This is a genomic window from Azospirillum oryzae, from assembly GCF_900177515.1.
Lineage (GTDB): Bacteria > Pseudomonadota > Alphaproteobacteria > Azospirillales > Azospirillaceae > Azospirillum > Azospirillum oryzae_A.
The window spans coordinates 846,907-864,124 of sequence record NZ_FXAK01000002.1 but is presented as its reverse complement, the minus strand read 5'-3'; the positions used below and the strand labels follow the sequence as shown (position 1 = coordinate 864,124).

The window sequence follows — 17,218 nt, the reverse complement described above, 5'->3', positions numbered from 1 at the left end:
TAGCTTTTTAGCTAAGTGCCGGACGTTGCCGGATGCCGACCGGTGCCCGACTGTCGCGGTCGGGGTTCCCCTTCTTGAAACCCGACCGGCGGAACAGGCCAATCAGAAGACCGGCGGTCGGGTGTTGCAGGAGAGTGGTGGGATGTCGATCGAACTGGCCGGGCTTTGTTTCACGTCGGCGTCCGGCCTGCCATTCTCCCACGACCATTGGCTGGTGGCGCTGTCCTATGCCGTCGCCGCCTTCGCCTCATACTCCGCGCTCGACATGGCGGAGCGGATGCACCGGACCGCCGGGATCGCCCGCATCATGTGGCAGGGCTGCGCCGCGGCGGCGCTGGGCGGCGGCATCTGGGCGATGCACTTCATCGCCATGCTGGCGCTGACCATCGACACTCCCGTCACCTATGACCCGGCGATCACCCTGCTGTCGCTGGTGACGTCGGTCGCCTTCGTCGCCACCGGCTTCCGCATCATCCAGAGCCGCCGGTCGTTTGCGGCGATCGCCGCGGCCGGCGTCATCGTCGGGCTGGGGGTGCGGCGATGCATTATCTCGGCATGGCGGCGATGGTGCTGCCGGCCCGCATCGCCTACCAGCCGGTCCTGTGGTGCCTGTCGGTCGCCATCGCCGTGGCAGCGGCGACCGCTGGGCTTTGGCTGTCCACCCGCATCCACCACCGCCTGCGCGAACGCGCGCTCGCCGCCCTGGTGATGGCGGTCGCCGTCTGCGGGATGCATTACACCGGCATGGCCGCCCTGGTGGTGCAGGTCGACCCCATGCTGATGCCGGCGGACGGCACGCTGGCGGAGGGGTGTCCAGCGGGCCGCTGGCCGCCGCGGTGGCGATCGGCAGCTTCGGCCTGCTGCTGCTGGCGCTGGTGTCCGCCACCGCCGACCGCAGGCTTTCCGCCGCCGCCGCGCATGAGGCCAGCGCCCTGCGCATCGCCAACATGGAATTGCAGGCCACCCGCCTGCAGCTGGAAGCGACCCAGCGCGAGATCATCCGCCGCCTGTGCAGCGCCGGGGAGTTCCGCGACAACGAGACCGGCCAGCATGTCGCGCGCATGGCGCAGATCGCCCATCATCTGGCCTTGTCGGCCGGCTGCGCGCCCGGATTCGCCGCGCAGCTGCTGGAGGCGGCGCCCCTGCACGACATCGGCAAGATCGGCATCCCCGACCATGTGCTGCTGAAGGCCGGCCGGCTCGACGCCCAGGAATGGATGACCATGCGCCAGCATGCGGTCATCGGGCAGCGGCTGCTGGGCGGCAGCGGACTGCCCTGCTCGACCTTGCCGCCGAGATCGCCGGGACCCACCACGAGAAATGGGACGGAACCGGCTATCCCGCCGGCCTGCGCGGCACCGAGATCCCGCTGTCCGGCCGCATCGTCGCCATCGCCGACGTGTTCGACGCCCTGCTGTCCGCCCGCCCCTACAAGGAGCCCTGGCCGCTGGAGTCCGTCGTCGCCCACATGCGCGAGCAGTCCGGGCGCCATTTCGATCCGGAGCTGGTGGAGGTCTTCCTCGGCCGCCTCGACGCCATGCTGGAGATCCGCGACCGCTTCATCGACGAGGAGGCCGAACCGCAGCTTTTGTCACAGTCGGGCGCAGCCGAGTGAGTATCGGGGTTTTCCCCGATGGATTTCCTTGAAAACAGCCGGTCCCGGCCGGCGATGTTCTTGAAACGGCTCAACATTGCCGCGGCGGGATTGGCAACAACCACGATGCGCCATTAACTTTTTCTTCGGCGATACAGGAATAAGCGTGTGATCCGGCCATCTTCACGCCGGACATCGCCATCCTTATCGATCCGGGACAATGCACCAAACCCTGACCGCCGAGTTCGACTGGCTCCCGGACCGCAAGCCCGCGCGGATCAACGCGCTCCACGACGCGATCCCGGTCGGGATTGCGGTCCTCGACCGCCAGCTCCGCTGCCTGCGGATGAACCGGCGCATGGGGGCGCTGGCAGGGCTTCCCTCGACCGCCGCGACGGGGCTGCCCTTCACCGATGTCTGGCCCGAGGCGGAGGATGCGCTGCTGGCCGCCGCATCGCTGGCCCTGACCGGCACGGTGGTGGAGGACATCGCCCTGACCGGTCCCCTCGCCGGTCCGGGGCGGGCGCTGGTCGCCAGCCTGCATCCCCACAACGAAGAGGACGGGGACGCCCTGCTCTGCATCGTGGAGGACCGGACCGCGCTGCAGCGGTGCGAGGCCGAGCTGCGCCATTTCAAGGACCTGCACCGCCACACGCTGGAGCTGAGCGACCTGTACCCGTGGTACAGCACCCCGGACGGCATGCCGCGCACCACCCGGCGCTGGCGTGAGCGCACCGGCCTCGGCGAGGGCGACGTCGCGACGCCGCAGGGCTGGATCGCGGCGCTCCACCCCGACGACCGCGCGCCCTTCGATGCCGCCTGGACCTTCAGCCTGACCAACGGCGCCGCGCTGGAGATCGACCTGCGCCTGCGCGTCGCCGGCAACAATGGTCCCGGCGGCGAGGCCCATCGCTGGTTCCGCCGCCGCGCCGCCGCCCAGCGCGACGCGGAGGGACACATCCTCCAGTGGCACGGCACCGACGAGGACATCCACGAACGCCGGACCGCCGAAGACGCCCTGCGCGAGAGCGAGTCCTTCTCCCGCCAGATCCTGGACAACAGCCCGGAATGCGTGAAGGTGCTGGACATGGAGGGGCGGCTGACCTTCATGAACATCCCCGGCGTCCAGTTGATGGAACTGGACAGCTCCAATTGCATAATGGACCAGCCCTGGGAGGACAACTGGCCGGAGGAGCGGCGGCCGCAGCTGCGCGAAGCGATCGACATCGCGAAGCGGGGCGGTACCGGCCGTTTCCTCGGCTTCTGCCCGACGGCCAAGGGCACGCCGAAATGGTGGGACAATCTCGTCTGCCCCCTGCCCGGCGCGGACGGACAGCCGCAGCGGCTGCTTGCCATCTCCCGCGACGTCACCGACACCCAACTCGCACGGCAGGCGCTGGAGGAGACCACCGCGCTGTTGTCCGGCGTGCTGGAGAGCACCACCGACAGCGTGGTGTTCGTCGACCGCGACTGGCGCATCACCTACCGCAACCCGGCCGCCGCCGCCATCCATGAGGGCCGCGGCATCCGGCTGGGCGGCGGGTTTTTCGACGTCTTCCCGCAGCAGACCGAGAGCCGCAGCCTGTTCCGCAAGGCGATGGCCGACCAGACTCCCGTCGTCTTCGAGGAATTCGTCGCGGCGCTCGGCCAATGGACGGAAATCCACGCCTTCCCGACCACGGAGGGGCTGTCCGTCTTCTTCCGCAACGTCACCGAACGCCGGCGGGTGGAGGAGGAGCGGCGCGCCGCGCAGGAGAAGATCGCCCGCCTCGCCCGGCTGGATTCGCTGACCGGCCTGTCCAACCGGCTCTATTTCCTGGAGCGGCTGGAGCAGGCTCTGCGCGAAGCGCCCGACGAAGGCGTGATGGCGGTCCATTACATCGACCTCGACCAGTTCAAGGCCGTCAACGACACGCTGGGCCATCATGCCGGCGACACGCTGCTGCGGCAGGTGGCCGACCGGCTGCGCGGCTGCATCGGCGCCGCCGACCTGGTTTCCCGCTTCGGCGGCGACGAGTTCGCCATCCTGCAGCCCAACCTGTGGGGACCGGCGGAAGCGGAGGACCTCGCCCGCTGCATCATCTCGGCGCTGTCCGAGCCGTTCGACATCGACGACGCCCAGATCCGGACCGGCACCAGCATCGGCATCGCCCTGTCCCGGCGCGACGGCGCCGAGGCCGACGCGCTGCTGAAGGCGGCCGACATCGCGCTCTACCGCGCCAAGGCCGAGGGCCGCAACACCCACCGCTTCTTCGCGCCCGAGATGGCGGAGCGGCTGAAGGCCTTCCACGACCTGAAGCTGGGCCTGCACGAGGCGCTGCGGAGGGCCGAGTTCGAGCTGCATTACCAGCCGCTGGTCTGCACCGGCGAGTCCCGCATCCGCGGGTTCGAGGCGCTGATCCGCTGGCGCCGCCCCGGCCGCGGTCTGGTCCGCCCGGCCGACTTCATCCCCGTCGCCGAGGAAACCGGCCTGATCGGCCCGATCGGCGACTGGGCGCTGCGCGAGGCCTGCCGCGAGGCGACGCGCTGGCCCGACGGCATCGGGGTCAGCGTCAACGTGTCCTCCGTCCAGTTCCGCGACAAGGGGCTGGTGGAGTCGGTGCGCCAGGCGCTGGCCGACACCGGGCTGGCGCCGGAGCGGCTGGAGTTGGAGATCACCGAGTCCGTCCTGCTGCAGGACGACGACGCCAATCTCGGCACCCTGCGCGAATTGCGGGCGCTGGGCGCGCGGATCGTCATGGACGATTTCGGCACCGGCTATTCGGCGCTGGGCTATCTCTGCCGCTTCCGTTTCGACAAGGTGAAGATCGACCGCAGCTTCGTCGCCGACCTGCCGCGCTGCGACGGCTCCACCGCCGTGGTGCAGGCGGTGGCCGGCATGGGCCGCAACCTGGGCATCGTCATCACCGCCGAGGGGGTGGAGGAGCAATCCCAGCTCGACAGCGTCCGCCGGCTGGGCTGCCACGAGGCGCAGGGCTATCTGTTCTCGCGTCCGGTCCCGGCGGCGGAGGTGCCGGCGCTGATCGCGCGGCTGCGGGACGGCGGCTGAGAAAGGTCGGCTTAGCCGCTTGCGAGTACAGGCGGACCGCAACGCCTTCCGGTGGCGGCTGTTCTGGTACGGGAACGCATCCTGCCAGGACAAAGACCCGGAGGACCACATGGCCAAGACCACCACCGACCACGACGAGATCCGCCGCTGGGCCGAAAGCCACGGCGGCAAGCCGGCCGTCGTCCGCAGCACCCATGACGAGGCGCATGGCGGCGGCAAAAGCCGCAAGACCGGCGTCGGCCTGCTGCGCCTGATGTTCCCCAAAGCCCGACAGTCCGACCATGGCGAGCTGGAGGAAATCGACTGGAACGAGTTCTTCCGGCAGTTCGAGGATTCCAAACTGGCGCTGCTCTACGAGGAGGGCTCCAACTTCAACAAGCTGATCGGCCGCGACACCGCCGAGAAGCGGGAGCATGGCGACCACAAGGCGGCGCGCCATTGATCGGTGTGAGATTGACCGGTGTGAGATTGACCGGTTTGCCGACCGCATGGGCGGTCTCCCGCCCGATCCCGTAACGACTGTGGAAGGGAACGCCCTGCGGGACGTTCCCTTTTCTCTTTTGCCAACCCTTCATCGGAGGCTCCGCCCGTGCCCGACGCCAGCGATACCCGTCTGAACCAGGACGAGCGGGACGAGGTCAAGGAACGCTCCAACCCGCCGGCGCTGATCCTGCACGAGGCCATCCGCCTGGAAGGGCAGGAGGAGCTGAAGCGCCCGACCTCCTCCCTGCTGTGGTCGGGTCTGGCGGCCGGGCTGTCGATGGGCTTCTCGATGGTGGGCGAGGCGCTGATGACGACCCATCTGCCGGACGAGCCCTGGCGGCCGCTGATCGCCAGCTTCGGCTATTGCTTCGGCTTCCTGATCGTCATCCTGGGGCGGCAGCAGCTGTTCACCGAGAACACGCTGACCGTGATCCTGCCCCTGCTGCACCGCTGGTCGACGGGAACGCTTCTGCGGGTGGCGCGGCTGTGGGGGTTGGTCTTCGCCGCGAACATCGTCGGCACCCTGCTGTTCTCCGCCTTCGCCATCGGGACGGATGCCTTCGCCCCGCCGATGCACGCCGCCTTCGTGGAGCTGGGCACGACGGCGGCGCGGTCGGGATTCACGACGACGCTGCTGCACGGGATTCTGGCCGGCTGGCTGATCGCGCTGCTGGTGTGGATCACGCCGTCGGTCGGGCAGGCGCGCTTTTTCGTGATCGTCGCCCTGACCTGGCTGATCGCGCTGGGCAAGTTCGCCCACGTCATCGCCGGCTCGGTCGAGGTGTCCTTCGCCGCCATGTCCGGCGAGATCGGCTGGGACCGCTACGCCTTCGGCTTCCTGCTGCCGTCGCTGATCGGCAACGTGCTGGGCGGAGTCGGAATGGTGGCGCTGATCAACCACGCGCAGGTGCGGCAGGACCAGTGAGGGGGGATGAGGAGTACCGAAACGAAAAGGACCTAGCCGCTAAAACGGCTAAGCCCTTGAATTCGTGGCGGACCCGACGAGATTCGAACTCATGACCTCTGCCTTCGGAGGGCAGCGCTCTATCCAGCTGAGCTACGGGTCCATCGCTGGTGGAGGCGCAACATAGCCCAAGGCTTGCGGGGACGCAAACACTAAAATCGCTGTTTTTTCGGCGGCTTGCAGAGGCCGCTTCCAACCCCATGACCGCTGCCTTCGCAGGGCCGCGCTCCCGCCGCAAGGGCGGATGGAAACGTTTCCATTCTTCACGAAACCGTTTTCACGGCGTCACGCGATTGCAACACGCCGTCGCCACTCTGCACCCGCACCGGATCGACGGGTGCGGGAACAGGGATGATGGGCGGCAGATGGATGGCGGGATGACGGACAGGCGGGCCATGGATCGGGTGGCACTGGACCGCGTGGCGACGATCCGCGATGTGGCGGCGCGGGCCGGGGTGTCGATCGCCACCGTGTCGCGCGTCCTCAACGGCAGCGGCAACGCCACGCCGGAGACCATGGAGAAGGTGCGCGCCGCCGCCTCCGACCTGTCCTTCCGGCCCAGCACCATCGGCCGCAATCTGAAGGCGGCGCGCACCCGCACCGTCGGCGTGCTGGTGCCGTCGCTGACCAATCCCGTCTTCGCCGAAAGCGTCGCCGGCATCCAGGATGCGGCGGCGGAGGTCGGATACAGCGTGCTGATCGCCTCCACCGACTATGATCCGGCCCGCGAATCGCGCGCCATCGAAGGGCTGCTGTCCAACCGGGTCGAGGGGCTGGTGCTGACCGTCGCCGATGCCGACCGCAGCGGTTCGCTCGACACGCTGGACGAGGTGCGGCTGCCCTATGTGCTGGCATACAACCAGCCGGAACGGGCGCCGCGTGCACATGTGTCGGTCGACAATGTCGCCGCCTCCCGCGCGGTGGTGGAGCGGATGGCAGCGCTGGGCCACCGGCGCATCGGCATGATCGCCGGGCGCTTCCGCCAGTCCGACCGCTCGCGCCGGCGCCATGCCGGCTGGCAGGCGGCGCTGGCCGATGCCGGGCTGCCGCCGGGACCGGTGGTGGAGGTCGATTTCAACGAATTGCGGCTGGCCCACCGGCTGACTCCCCATTTCGAGGGGCCGGAGCGGCCGACCGCGCTGTTCGCCTCCAACGACATGCTGGCGCTCGCCACCATCCGGGCGCTGCGCGACCTCGGCCTGAGGGTGCCCGACGACGTGTCGGTCTGCGGATTCGACGGGATCGAGGTCGGACGGCTGATGGCGCCCAGCCTCGCCACCCTGGTGCAGCCGGCCCGCGCCATGGGCGCCACCGCCTTCGAATGTCTGCGCACCGGCTTTTCCGGCGAGCTGCAAGGCCGCGCCGTGATGATGCCCTTCACCCTGCGTCCGGGCGAATCGCTCGGGGCCGCACCGTCAGAATCGACCTAAGCGCTTTCCGAACGGAGACACACGCCATCATGTTCAAGCCGTTCCTTTTTGGTGCCGCCGCCCTGGCTGCCGCCCTCACCGCCACGGCCGCTCCCGCCGTGGCGGCGGAGCAGACCGCCATCTGCTACAACTGCCCGCCGGAATGGGCCGACTGGGCGTCCCAGCTGAAGGCGATCAAGGCCGATCTCGGCATCGCCGTACCGTTCGACAACAAGAATTCCGGCCAGTCGCTCGCCGCCATGCTGGCGGAAAAGGACAAGCCGGTGGCCGACGTCGTCTATCTCGGCGGGCCGGTCGGCATCCAGGCGAAGGCGGCCGGCGTCGTCACCCCCTACAAGCCGGCGGGCTGGGCCGAAATCCCCGACGGGATGAAGGACGCCGACGGCAACTGGTTCGCCATCCACAGCGGCACGCTGGGCTTCTTCGTCAACACCGAGGCGCTGGGCGGCAAGCCGGTGCCGCAGAGCTGGGCCGACCTGTTGAAGCCCGACTATTCGGGCATGGTCGGCTATCTCGACCCGACCAGCGCCGCCGTCGGCTATGTCGGCGCGGTGGCGGTCAACCAGGCGCTGGGCGGCGATTACGGCAGCTTCGACAAGGCCATCGGCTGGTTCAAGGACCTGCAGAAGAACCAGCCCATCGTGCCGAAGCAGACCTCCTACGCCCGCGTGCTGTCGGGCGAGATTCCGATCCTGATCGATTACGACTTCAACGCCTACCGCGCCAAATACACCGACAAGGCGCCGGTCGCCTTCGTCATCCCGAAGGAAGGCACGGTGTCGGTCCCCTATGTGATGGCGCTGGTCAAGAACGGCCCGAACCCGGAGAACGGCAGGAAGGTGCTGGACTATGTCCTGTCGGACAAGGGTCAGACCCTGTGGGCCAACGCCTTCATGCGCCCGGTCCGGGCCGAGGCGATGTCGCCGGAAACCGCCGCCAAGTTCCTGCCGGCCGCCGATTACGCCCGCGCCAAGCCGGTGGACATGGTGCGCATGGCCGAGGCGCAGAAGGGCTTCATGGACCGCTATCAGGCGGAGGTGAAGTGAGCGCCTGCGTGCAGGACGCTCCCCTCCCCCACCGGCCGGCGGCGCGTCCGCCGGCCGGGCCGGGGTGGATGGGCGAGCCGCTGCGGCTGGCGGCCCTGCTGGCGCCGGCGGCAGCGGTGTTCGCGGCCTTCTTCCTGCTGCCGCTGGTCCGCCTGATCCTGATCGGCGCCGGCGGGGCGGAGGGGTGGAGCGCCTATGTGACCACGCTGGCCGATCCCGGCCATTTCGACAGCCTGATCTCCACGCTGGCGCTGTCGGCGGGGGTGACCCTGGTGACGCTGGCGGTGTCCACCGTCGCCGGGCTGTTCCTGGTGCGGCACCGCTTTCCCGGCCATGCCCTGCTGGTGGCGCTGCTGACCTTCCCGCTGGCCTTTCCCGGCGTGGTGATCGGCTTCATGGTCATCATGCTCGCCGGGCGCCAGGGGTTGATCGGCACCATCACCCAGGCGCTGACCGGGGGGAAGCTGGTCTTCGCCTATTCGATGGCCGGGCTGTTCCTGGGCTACGTCTATTTCTCGATCCCGCGCGTGATCCTGACGGTGATGGCGGCGGCGGAGAAGCTGGATCCCCGGCTGGAGGAAGCGGCGCGCTCGCTGGGGGCGGCCCCCTGGCGGGTGGTCGCCGACGTGATCCTGCCGGCGCTGAAACCGGCGCTGATCTCGGCCGGCGCCCTGTGCTTCGCGACCTCGATGGGCGCGTTCGGCACCGCCTTCACGCTCGCCACCCGGATCAATGTGTTGCCGATGACGATCTATACGGAATTTACGCTGCAGGCGAACATCGCGGCGGCGGCGACGCTCAGCGTCCTGCTCGGCGTCATCACCTGGGCGGCTTTGGCAGTCGCGCGCAGCGTCGCCGGCACCTCCGTCGCGGCGGCGGGGTGACGGACGATGCAGAGTCTCTCGAATCGCCGGGGCTGGGGGTTCTGGCTGCAGTTGGGCTTCACCCTGCTGGTCTGCGCGCTGCTGACCGTGCCGATGGTGATGTCGATGCTGGCCGGGCTGACCGCCAACTATTTCGTCGGCTTGAAGAGCGGCCTGACCCTGCGCTGGGTCGATGAGGTGCTGCGGGTCTATTCCGGCACCATCCTGCTGTCCTTGCAGATCGCCTTCGCCTGTCTGGCCTGCACGCTGCTGCTGGGCGTGCCGGCGGCCTATGCGCTGGCGCGGCGGCCCGGCCGCTTCGCCCGGATGGTCGAGGAGATGCTGATGATGCCGGTCGCCATCCCCGGCCTCGCCACCGCGCTGGCGCTGATCGTCACTTATGGCGGTGTCGGCGATCTGCGCAGCAGCTGGCTGTTCATCCTGATCGGCCATGTGCTGTTCACCCTGCCCTTCATGGTCCGCGCCGTGCTGGCGGTGATGGGCGCCATCGACCTGACGACGCTGGAGGAGGGGGCGGCCAGCCTCGGCGCCGGCTTCCTGCGCCGCTTCTTCACCGTGGTGCTGCCCAATTGCCGCTCCGGCATCCTGGCCGGGTCGCTGATGGTGCTGACCCTGTCGGTGGGCGAGTTCAACCTGACCTGGCTGCTGCACACGCCGCTGACCAAGACGCTGCCGGTCGGGTTGGCCGACAGCTATGCCTCGCTGCGGATCGAGATCGGCAGCGCCTACACCCTCGTCTTCTTCGTGATGATCGTGCCCAGCCTGATCCTGCTGCAGGGTCTGGCAAAGCGCGGCCGTCCGTCCGTTTGAGGCCTTCCCCAGATGCCCGACAGCTTCCACCTCGACGCCGTGCCGATCCGCCTGGAGCGCTGCGGCAAGACCTTCGCCGGCGGCGCCCGCGCGCTGGAGCCGCTGGACCTGACCATCCGCGGCGGCGAGACCATCGTCTTCCTGGGCCCCAGCGGCTGCGGCAAGACCACGACGCTGCGTATCATCGCCGGGCTGGAAAGCCCCGATCCGGGCGGCCGGGTGCTGTTCGGCGAGGAGGACGTCACCGCGCTTCCCATCGAGCGGCGCAATGTCGGCATGGTGTTCCAGAGCTATGCCCTGTTCCCCAACATGACGGTGGCGGAGAATGTCGCCTATGGCCTGAAGGTGCGCAAACTGCCCCGGCCCGAGCGCGCCCGCCGGGTGGAGGAGATGCTGGACCTGATGCATCTCGGCGAGTTCGCCGGGCGGCGGATCGACCAGCTGTCCGGCGGGCAGCGGCAGCGGGTGGCGCTGGCCCGCGCGCTGGTGGTGCGCCCGCGCGTGCTGCTGCTGGACGAGCCGCTGACGGCGCTCGACGCCAAGCTGCGCGACAGCCTGCGGCTGGAGATCGACCGGCTGCTGCGCGGGCTGGGCATCACCGCCGTCTATGTCACCCACGACCAGGGCGAGGCGATGGCGCTGGGCGACCGCATCGTGGTGATGGCCAAGGGGCGGGTGGCGCAGGTCGGGACGCCGCGCGAGATCTATTATCAGCCGGCGGATGGTTTCGTCGCCGACTTCATCGGCACGATGAACCGGCTGGGCGGTTTGGCGCGCGGCGGGATGCTGAGCATTGGCGTGGCGTCGCTGCCCTGGAGCGGGCCGGACGGCGCGGTCGAGCTGCTGGTGCGGCCGGAGGATCTGGCGCTGGCATCGGAGGCCGACGGGCATTTCGGCGGCACCGTCGCCGCCGCGGTGTTCCTGGGCGACCGCACCCGGCTGGTGGTGGAGCCGGCGGACGGGCCGGCGCTGACGGTGGACACACTGGGGCGGAGCGAACTGGGGCGCGGCGACCGGGTTTGGCTGCGGGTTGATCCGGCACGGGTGCTGGCGGTGCCGTGAGTTTCGGCGATCGCAACGCTTTGCCCCCTCCCCATCCCTCCCCCGCCTTCGGCGGGAGAGGGGGCAGGATGCTTGTGCGAGTGAACCGGATTGCGAAGCGGCGGCAGTTCCCTCTCCTGCGTTAGCGGGGGAGGGTTAGGGAGGGGGCATACGCCTCGAAATCAAACACTTAAGCCCAAGGCACACCATGATCATCGTCCAGATCACCGACACCCACATCAAGCCCCCCGGCCGCCTCGCCTACCGTCGCGTCGACACCGCGCCATTCCTGGAGCGCGCCGTTGCCGCCATCCTGGCACTCACCCCGCGCCCGGACGTGATCCTCGCCACCGGCGACCTCGTCGATGCCGGCCATGCGGATGAGTATGAGTGGCTGCTCGGCCTGCTGCGCCCGCTCGACATTCCGCTGTTCGCGGTGCCTGGCAACCATGACGAACGTGCCGGGTTGGCCCAGGCCTTTCCCGACCTCAAGTCCCGCGTCGGCGACAACCGCTTCTTCCACTACACGGTGGAGGACTGGCCGGTGCGGCTGATCGCCATGGATACCGTGCTGCCCGGCTCCGGCGCGGGAGAGGTCTGTGCCGAGCGGCTTTCCTGGCTCGATGCGCGGCTGGCGGAGCAGCCCGACCGGCCGACCATCGTCTTCCAGCACCACCCGCCCTTCGCCACCGGCATCGGCCATATGGACCGGCTGGGGCTGAGCGGCGCCGAGGCGATGGCCGACGTGGTCCGCCGCCATCGCCAGGTGGAGCGGGTGCTGTGCGGCCATCTGCACCGGCCGATCCAGGTGCGCTGGGCCGGCACCATCGCCTCGACGGCGCCCTCCACCGCGCATCAGGTGGCGCTCGACCTGCGCGACGATGCGCCGTCGGCCTTCGTGATGGAGCCGCCGGGCTATCAGATCCACATGTGGCGCGCCGACACCGGGGTGGTCAGCCACACCGCGGTGATCGGCGACTATGACGGCCCCTATCCCTTCTTCAAGGACGGGAAGCTGATCGACTGACTGGGTCATTCGACCGGCCGTCACATGCCTGTCATGGGCTTGGCGTAAGACACTGCTCACCGCCGATCCAACGGAGACGACAGAGATGAAGGCGTTTCTCGCCACCCTCGCCACGGTGCTGACGCTGGCGCTCGGCCACACTGCCATTTCCCAGCCGGCGCAGGCCGACGGCGCCACCGGCAAGCTGGTGCTCTACACCTCGCAGCTGGAGCCGGACGCCCGCCAGACGGTGGAGGCCTTCAAGGCGAAGAATCCCGGCGTCGAGGTGGAGTGGATCCGCAGCGGCACGACCGAGCTGATGAACAAGCTGCGCGCCGAGTTCACCGCCGGGGCGCCGCAGCCCGACCTGCTGCTGATCGCCGACGCGGTGACGATGGAATCGCTGAAGGCGGAGAAGCGGCTGCAGCCCTACCAGGGCGCGCCGGTGGCCGGCTATCGGCCCGGCACGCACGACCCGCAGGGCTATTGGTTCGGCACCAAGCTGATCACCACCGGCATCGTCTACAACACCGCAGCGCCGATGAAGCCGGCCTCCTGGCAGGACCTGCTGAAGCCGGAGGCCAAGGGCACGACGGTGATGCCGAGCCCGCTCTATTCCGGCGCCGCCGCCATCCATATGGCGTCGATCAAGGCGCAGCCGTCGCTGGGCATGGCCTATTACGAGGCGTTGCAGCGCAACGGCGTCACCGCGGCGAAGGGCAACGGCGGCATCCTGAAGGATGTGGCCGGCGGGGCGAAGCTCTACGGCATGGTCGTCGATTACCTGCCGATCCGCGAACAGCTGAAGGGCGCGCCCGTCGCCTTCGTCTTCCCCAAGGAGGGCGTCAGCGCGGTCAGCGAGCCGGTGGCGACCCTCAGCACCGCGAAGAACCCGACGGCGGCCAAGGCCTTCATCGACTTCCTGCTGAGCCGCGAGGGGCAGGAGCTGGCCTCGGCCCAGGGCTTCCTGCCGGCGCTGCCGGGGGTGAAGCCGCCGGCGGGCTTCCCCGATCCGGCAACGATCACCCTGCTGCCCTACGACCCCGCCAAGGCGCTGGCCGAGGACGACGCCAACAAGCGCGCCTTCGCCGATCTGTTCGGCGGGTGAGGGTGCTTCAACGGCATATCCCTCTCCCGCCCCGGGAGAGGGCGTGTAGCCGACGGCCGCAGGCCGGACGAGCACCGAAGGTGATCGTAGGCGGAGCGCTGTCGTGAGACTTGCGAACGACTGCGGGACCCATGCGCAGCATGGGAAGGGTGAGGGGTGGCGCAAGGAACCATGCGCTTCCGGTTCCTTGGAACACCCCTCACCCTCCCCACGCCTCTGGCGCGGGTCCCCTCCCTCTCCCGGGGCGGGAGAGGGTGTTTTTTTGCTCCTCGCCCTCCTTGTCCTTCTCCCCGTCCTGCGCCTGCTGTGGGAGGCAGGCGACGCGACGGTGCTGGCGCGCGTGCTCGACTCCCCCGCCACTTGGCGCACCGCCACCAACAGCATCGCCATCGCCGCCGGCGCCACGCTGGCCGCCGCGATGATCGGCGGGCCGTTCGCGCTGCTGGTCGGGCTGACGGACCTGCGCGCCCGCACCGCCATGACCTTCGCGCTGATCCTGCCGCTGATGATCCCGCCGCAGATCGTGGCGATGGCCTGGACCCATCTGGCCGGGTCCGGCAGTCCGATCCTGAAGCCGCTGGGGCTGGCGCCGCCGGTCGGCACGGCGAACCCGGTGCAGTCGGCGGCGGGCATGGTGCTGGTGATGGGGATCGAGCATGCGCCGCTGGTCTTCCTCGCCCTGCGCGCGGCGTTGCGCGCCATCCCCGGCGACGTGCTGGAGGCGGCGCGGGCGTCGGGGGCCGGGCCGTGGCGGGCGGTGCGCGGCGTGGTGCTGCCGCTCTGCCTGCCGGGGCTGGTCGCGGGACTGGCGATGGCCTTCGTCGCGGCGCTGGGGAATTTCGGGGTGCCGGCGCTGCTGGGCATTCCGGCGGGCATTCCGATGCTGCCGACGCTGATCTACCGGCGGCTGGCCGGTTTCGGGCCGTCCGCCCTGCCGGAGGTGGCGGTGCTGGCCGCCCTGATCGGCATCGTCGCCTGCCTGGGCATCGCCACCCAGACCATCCTGCAGGCCCACATCGCCAGCCGTCTGCCCGGCGGCGCCCGGCCGCTGGCGCCGCTGCCGCTCGGGCGCGCCCGCATGGCGGTGGAGGGGATCGCCTGGGGCGTGCTGGCGCTGATGGTCGCGGCGCCGCTGATGGCGTTGCTGGCCACCAGCCTCGTCAGCGTTTATGGCTTGCCCATCGGCTTCGGCACGCTGACGCTGGCCCATTACCGCGAGGTGCTGGCGCTCGATCAGGTCGGGCGCGCCTTCGCCAATTCGGTGCTGCTGTCGGGGTCGGCGGCGGGGCTGCTCGCGCTGCTTGCGGTGCCGCTGGCCCATGCCATGGCGCTGGGCGGCGGAGCCGGGCGGATCGCGCGGGCGGTCGGCGTGCTGGTGGAGCTGCCGCATGCCGTGCCGGGCGTGGTGCTGGGCATCGGCTGTATCCTGCTGTTCCTGAAGCCGTTGCCCGGGCTGGGTGTCAGCCTGTACGGCACGCTGTGGATCATCCTGGCCGCCTATCTGGTCCGCTTCCTGCCGCTGGCGCTGCGGCCGGTGCAGGCGGCCTGCGCCGCGCTCGACCCGACGGTGGAGGAGGCCGCCCGCGCGCTGGGCGCCGGGCCGCTACGGCGGCTGGTGACGGTGGTGGCGCCGCTGGTGGCGCCGGCGGCTGCCGCCGGCGGGCTGCTGGTCTTCCTGACCGCCTTCAACGAGCTGACCGTCTCCATCCTGCTGTGGTCGCAGGGACGGGAGACGCTGGGCGTCGTCGTCTATGCGCTGGAGGAAGGCGGCAGCCCGACGTTGGGCGCCGCCCTCGGTGTTATCGCCATCCTCGTCGTGCTGGCGGCGATGCTCGCCGCCGGGGCACTGGGCCGCCGCTTGCCGCCGGGCGTGGTGCCCTGGCGGGGGTAGGAGTCAGGCCGGCAGTTCCGCCGCCTTGCGCACCGCCTCCAGCACCGCCAGCACGTCGCGCGCCTGCTCGGCGGTCACCGGCGGCGGGGCGCCGTCGAGGATGGATGCCGCCACGCCGCGATAGAAGGCGGGATAGTCGCCGGGGATGGTCTCCACCCGCCGTTCCTTGCCGTCGGCCTGGACCAGCAGGGCGAAGTTTTCGGGATCGTCGACGCCCCAGCCGGCTTCGGTCGGCAGGCGGCCGGCGCGCAGGGCCGCCTCCTGCCCGTCCATGCCGTGCTTGAGGAAGCTGCCGCCATCGCCATGCAGCTGGAAGCGCGGACCCGGCCGGCAGACCACGGTTCCGCAATGCAGGATCGCCCGCATGGGCCCATAGCCGAGCACGATATGGAACCAGTCGTCGACCTGCGCATCCGGCCGCTGGGATCCCACATCGGCGAGAATGCGGTCGGGCATGCCGAACAGGGTCAGCGCCTGATCGATCAGATGGGCGCCGAGGTCGAACAGCACGCCGGAGCCTGCCAGCGTCTGCTCGCGCCAGCCCTTCTTGATCTGCGGCCGGAAGCGGTCGAAGTGCGCCTCGTAGTGATAGGGGCGACCGATGTCGCCGTTCTCAAGACACGAGCGCAGGGTCAGGAAGTCGTTGTCCCAGCGCCGGTTGTGGAAGACGGTCAGCAGCCGGCCCTGCCGCCTGGCGAGGTCGATCAGTTCGTCGGCCTCGGCGGCGGTGGTCGCCATCGGCTTGTCGATCACCACATGCTTGCCGGCCAGCAGCGCCTCGCGCGCCAAGGGGGCGTGGCTGGTGTTGGGGGTGGCGATCACCACCAGGTCGATGGCGGGGTCGGCGATCACCGCCTCGGCCGTGGTCGCAACGGCCCCCGGCGCGCTGCGGCGGATGTCGTCGGTGCGCGAACTGGCGATGGCCGTCAGGCGCAGGTGCGGTTCGCTGAGGATCAGCGGCGCGTGGAACACCGACCCGGCAAGTCCGAAACCCAGCAGGCCGACCGACAGGCTCTTCATCGTCGCAAAAACTCCTTCGTGATGTGGTGACCGGCAAAGCGGTCGGTTTATGGCGCCCAGCAGACCATGGTGTCGGGGCCGCCCCGGCGCAACAGGGCGCGTACCGGCATCGCGTCTTCCGGGCCGGCGGCGCGGGCCTGTTCCAGCACCGCGCGCTTGGCGCCGCCGGTGATCAGCACGACGATCCGCCGGCTGTCGAGCAGGCGCGGCAGGGTCAGCGTCATGCGCGGATGCGGCGCGGTGGGGGAGCGCATCGCCCGGCAGGGCGCAGGCCCCTCCCAGGCGGCGGCAAGTCCCGGCGCATCGGGGAACAGTGAGGCGACATGCCCGTCCTCGCCCATGCCGGTCACCATCAGGTCGAACGGGCCGTCGAGGACGCGCAAAGCCTCGGCGCAGGCGGCCTCCCCCTCCTCCGGCGTCGCGGCACCGGTGTAGAGCGGGACGAAGCGGATCGCCGGAGCGGCGGCGAGAAGCGTCGCGTGCAGGGTGGCGGCATTGCTGTCCGGGCTTTCGGGCGGCAGCCAGCGGTCGTCCACCAGCGTCGCCGTCACCCGGCTCCAATCCACGTCGCGCCGGCCCAGCGCCGTCAGGAAAGGCGTCGGCGTCCGCCCGCCCGGCAGTGCCATGGTGGCCCGCCCGCGCGCCGCGATGGCGTCGGTCAGCAGGGCCGCCGTCTCGTCGGCCAGGGTTTCGGCAAGGTCCTGGGCATCGCGGAACACACGAAGGCGCGCGGTCATGATGGAAGCTCCCCGACTGATCTTGTTCGTTGGCGCAGACCATAATCCGCCCGCCCCGCAGGGGCGCGCGTATCTGTGTAACGCTTGCGTAACAACGCCGGTCCCGGGAAAGCGCCGCGTTACCAAATTGTCCGCCCCGCGCATCATCGGCAGCG

Annotated in this window: 14 protein-coding genes, 1 tRNA gene and 3 pseudogenes; 15 read left to right on the top strand and 3 right to left on the bottom strand. The window is 69.9% G+C overall.

Annotation, left to right across the window (positions count from 1 at the left end):
• Window positions 1-142: 142 nt before the first annotated feature.
• The 7 genes and pseudogenes from B9N97_RS36965 to B9N97_RS06900 form a co-directional block, all read left to right on the top strand.
• Window positions 143-499: pseudogene (locus B9N97_RS36965) on the top strand (MHYT domain-containing protein); the annotation flags it as partial.
• Window positions 500-540: 41 nt separating this feature from the next.
• Window positions 541-627, top strand: a pseudogene (locus B9N97_RS36960) (MHYT domain-containing protein); the annotation flags it as partial.
• A gap of 320 nt (window positions 628-947) precedes the next feature.
• Window positions 948-1,211, top strand: a pseudogene (locus tag B9N97_RS36955) (HD domain-containing protein); the annotation flags it as partial.
• 2 nt (window positions 1,212-1,213) lie between these two features.
• Window positions 1,214-1,615, top strand: a complete 402-nt coding sequence (locus tag B9N97_RS35515) for an HD-GYP domain-containing protein (protein ID WP_167393184.1) — start codon at window positions 1,214-1,216, stop codon at window positions 1,613-1,615.
• Between the two features lie 199 nt (window positions 1,616-1,814).
• A complete protein-coding gene (locus tag B9N97_RS06910; protein WP_085084613.1) occupies window positions 1,815-4,643 on the top strand; it encodes an EAL domain-containing protein in 2,829 nt (942 codons plus the stop codon).
• A gap of 109 nt (window positions 4,644-4,752) precedes the next feature.
• Entirely contained in the window at window positions 4,753-5,085 is a 333-nt protein-coding gene (locus B9N97_RS06905; RefSeq protein ID WP_085084611.1) for a hypothetical protein, read from the top strand.
• A 147-nt stretch (window positions 5,086-5,232) separates the two neighbouring features.
• Window positions 5,233-6,051 (top strand): formate/nitrite transporter family protein, encoded by an 819-nt coding sequence (locus B9N97_RS06900; protein WP_085084609.1) that lies wholly within the window; start codon window positions 5,233-5,235, stop codon window positions 6,049-6,051.
• Between the two features lie 65 nt (window positions 6,052-6,116).
• Here the strand turns inward: B9N97_RS06900 and B9N97_RS06895 are convergent.
• Window positions 6,117-6,193, bottom strand: a tRNA-Arg gene (locus tag B9N97_RS06895).
• 274 nt (window positions 6,194-6,467) lie between these two features.
• Between B9N97_RS06895 and B9N97_RS06890 the strand changes: the two genes are divergently transcribed.
• The 8 genes from B9N97_RS06890 to B9N97_RS06855 all read left to right on the top strand — a co-directional run bounded on the left by B9N97_RS06890 (window position 6,468) and on the right by B9N97_RS06855 (window position 15,306).
• The gene (locus tag B9N97_RS06890) at window positions 6,468-7,520 is read left to right on the top strand and encodes a LacI family DNA-binding transcriptional regulator (RefSeq protein ID WP_244560584.1); all 1,053 of its coding nucleotides are present in this window, start codon (window positions 6,468-6,470) and stop codon (window positions 7,518-7,520) included.
• A 29-nt stretch (window positions 7,521-7,549) separates the two neighbouring features.
• Entirely contained in the window at window positions 7,550-8,566 is a 1,017-nt protein-coding gene (locus B9N97_RS06885) for an ABC transporter substrate-binding protein (RefSeq protein WP_085084607.1), read from the top strand.
• Window positions 8,563-9,450 carry an ABC transporter permease gene (locus B9N97_RS06880; RefSeq protein WP_348520075.1) on the top strand — a complete coding sequence of 296 codons (888 nt, stop codon included), beginning with the start codon at window positions 8,563-8,565 and terminating at the stop codon, window positions 9,448-9,450. Before B9N97_RS06885 ends, B9N97_RS06880 begins: the two co-directional genes overlap by 4 nt.
• 6 nt (window positions 9,451-9,456) lie before the next feature.
• Window positions 9,457-10,260: an ABC transporter permease gene (locus tag B9N97_RS06875; protein ID WP_085084602.1), complete on the top strand. Its 804-nt coding sequence runs from the start codon at window positions 9,457-9,459 to the stop codon at window positions 10,258-10,260.
• Window positions 10,261-10,272: 12 nt separating this feature from the next.
• Window positions 10,273-11,322: an ABC transporter ATP-binding protein gene (locus tag B9N97_RS06870; RefSeq protein WP_085084600.1), complete on the top strand. Its 1,050-nt coding sequence runs from the start codon at window positions 10,273-10,275 to the stop codon at window positions 11,320-11,322.
• Window positions 11,323-11,509: 187 nt separating this feature from the next.
• Window positions 11,510-12,328 (top strand): phosphodiesterase, encoded by an 819-nt coding sequence (locus tag B9N97_RS06865; protein WP_085084598.1) that lies wholly within the window; start codon window positions 11,510-11,512, stop codon window positions 12,326-12,328.
• A gap of 85 nt (window positions 12,329-12,413) precedes the next feature.
• Window positions 12,414-13,415, top strand: a complete 1,002-nt coding sequence (locus B9N97_RS06860; RefSeq protein WP_085084596.1) for an ABC transporter substrate-binding protein — start codon at window positions 12,414-12,416, stop codon at window positions 13,413-13,415.
• 262 nt (window positions 13,416-13,677) lie between these two features.
• Window positions 13,678-15,306 (top strand): ABC transporter permease, encoded by a 1,629-nt coding sequence (locus tag B9N97_RS06855; RefSeq protein ID WP_167393204.1) that lies wholly within the window; start codon window positions 13,678-13,680, stop codon window positions 15,304-15,306.
• Between the two features lie 3 nt (window positions 15,307-15,309).
• Here the strand turns inward: B9N97_RS06855 and B9N97_RS06850 are convergent, their stop codons facing one another.
• Window positions 15,310-16,326, bottom strand: coding sequence for an oxidoreductase (locus B9N97_RS06850; protein WP_085084592.1), 1,017 nt, complete (start codon window positions 16,324-16,326; stop codon window positions 15,310-15,312).
• Between the two features lie 47 nt (window positions 16,327-16,373).
• Complete coding sequence (gene pgl, locus B9N97_RS06845; RefSeq protein WP_085084590.1) at window positions 16,374-17,063, bottom strand: 6-phosphogluconolactonase; 690 nt, start codon at window positions 17,061-17,063, stop codon at window positions 16,374-16,376.
• Window positions 17,064-17,218: the final 155 nt, after the last annotated feature.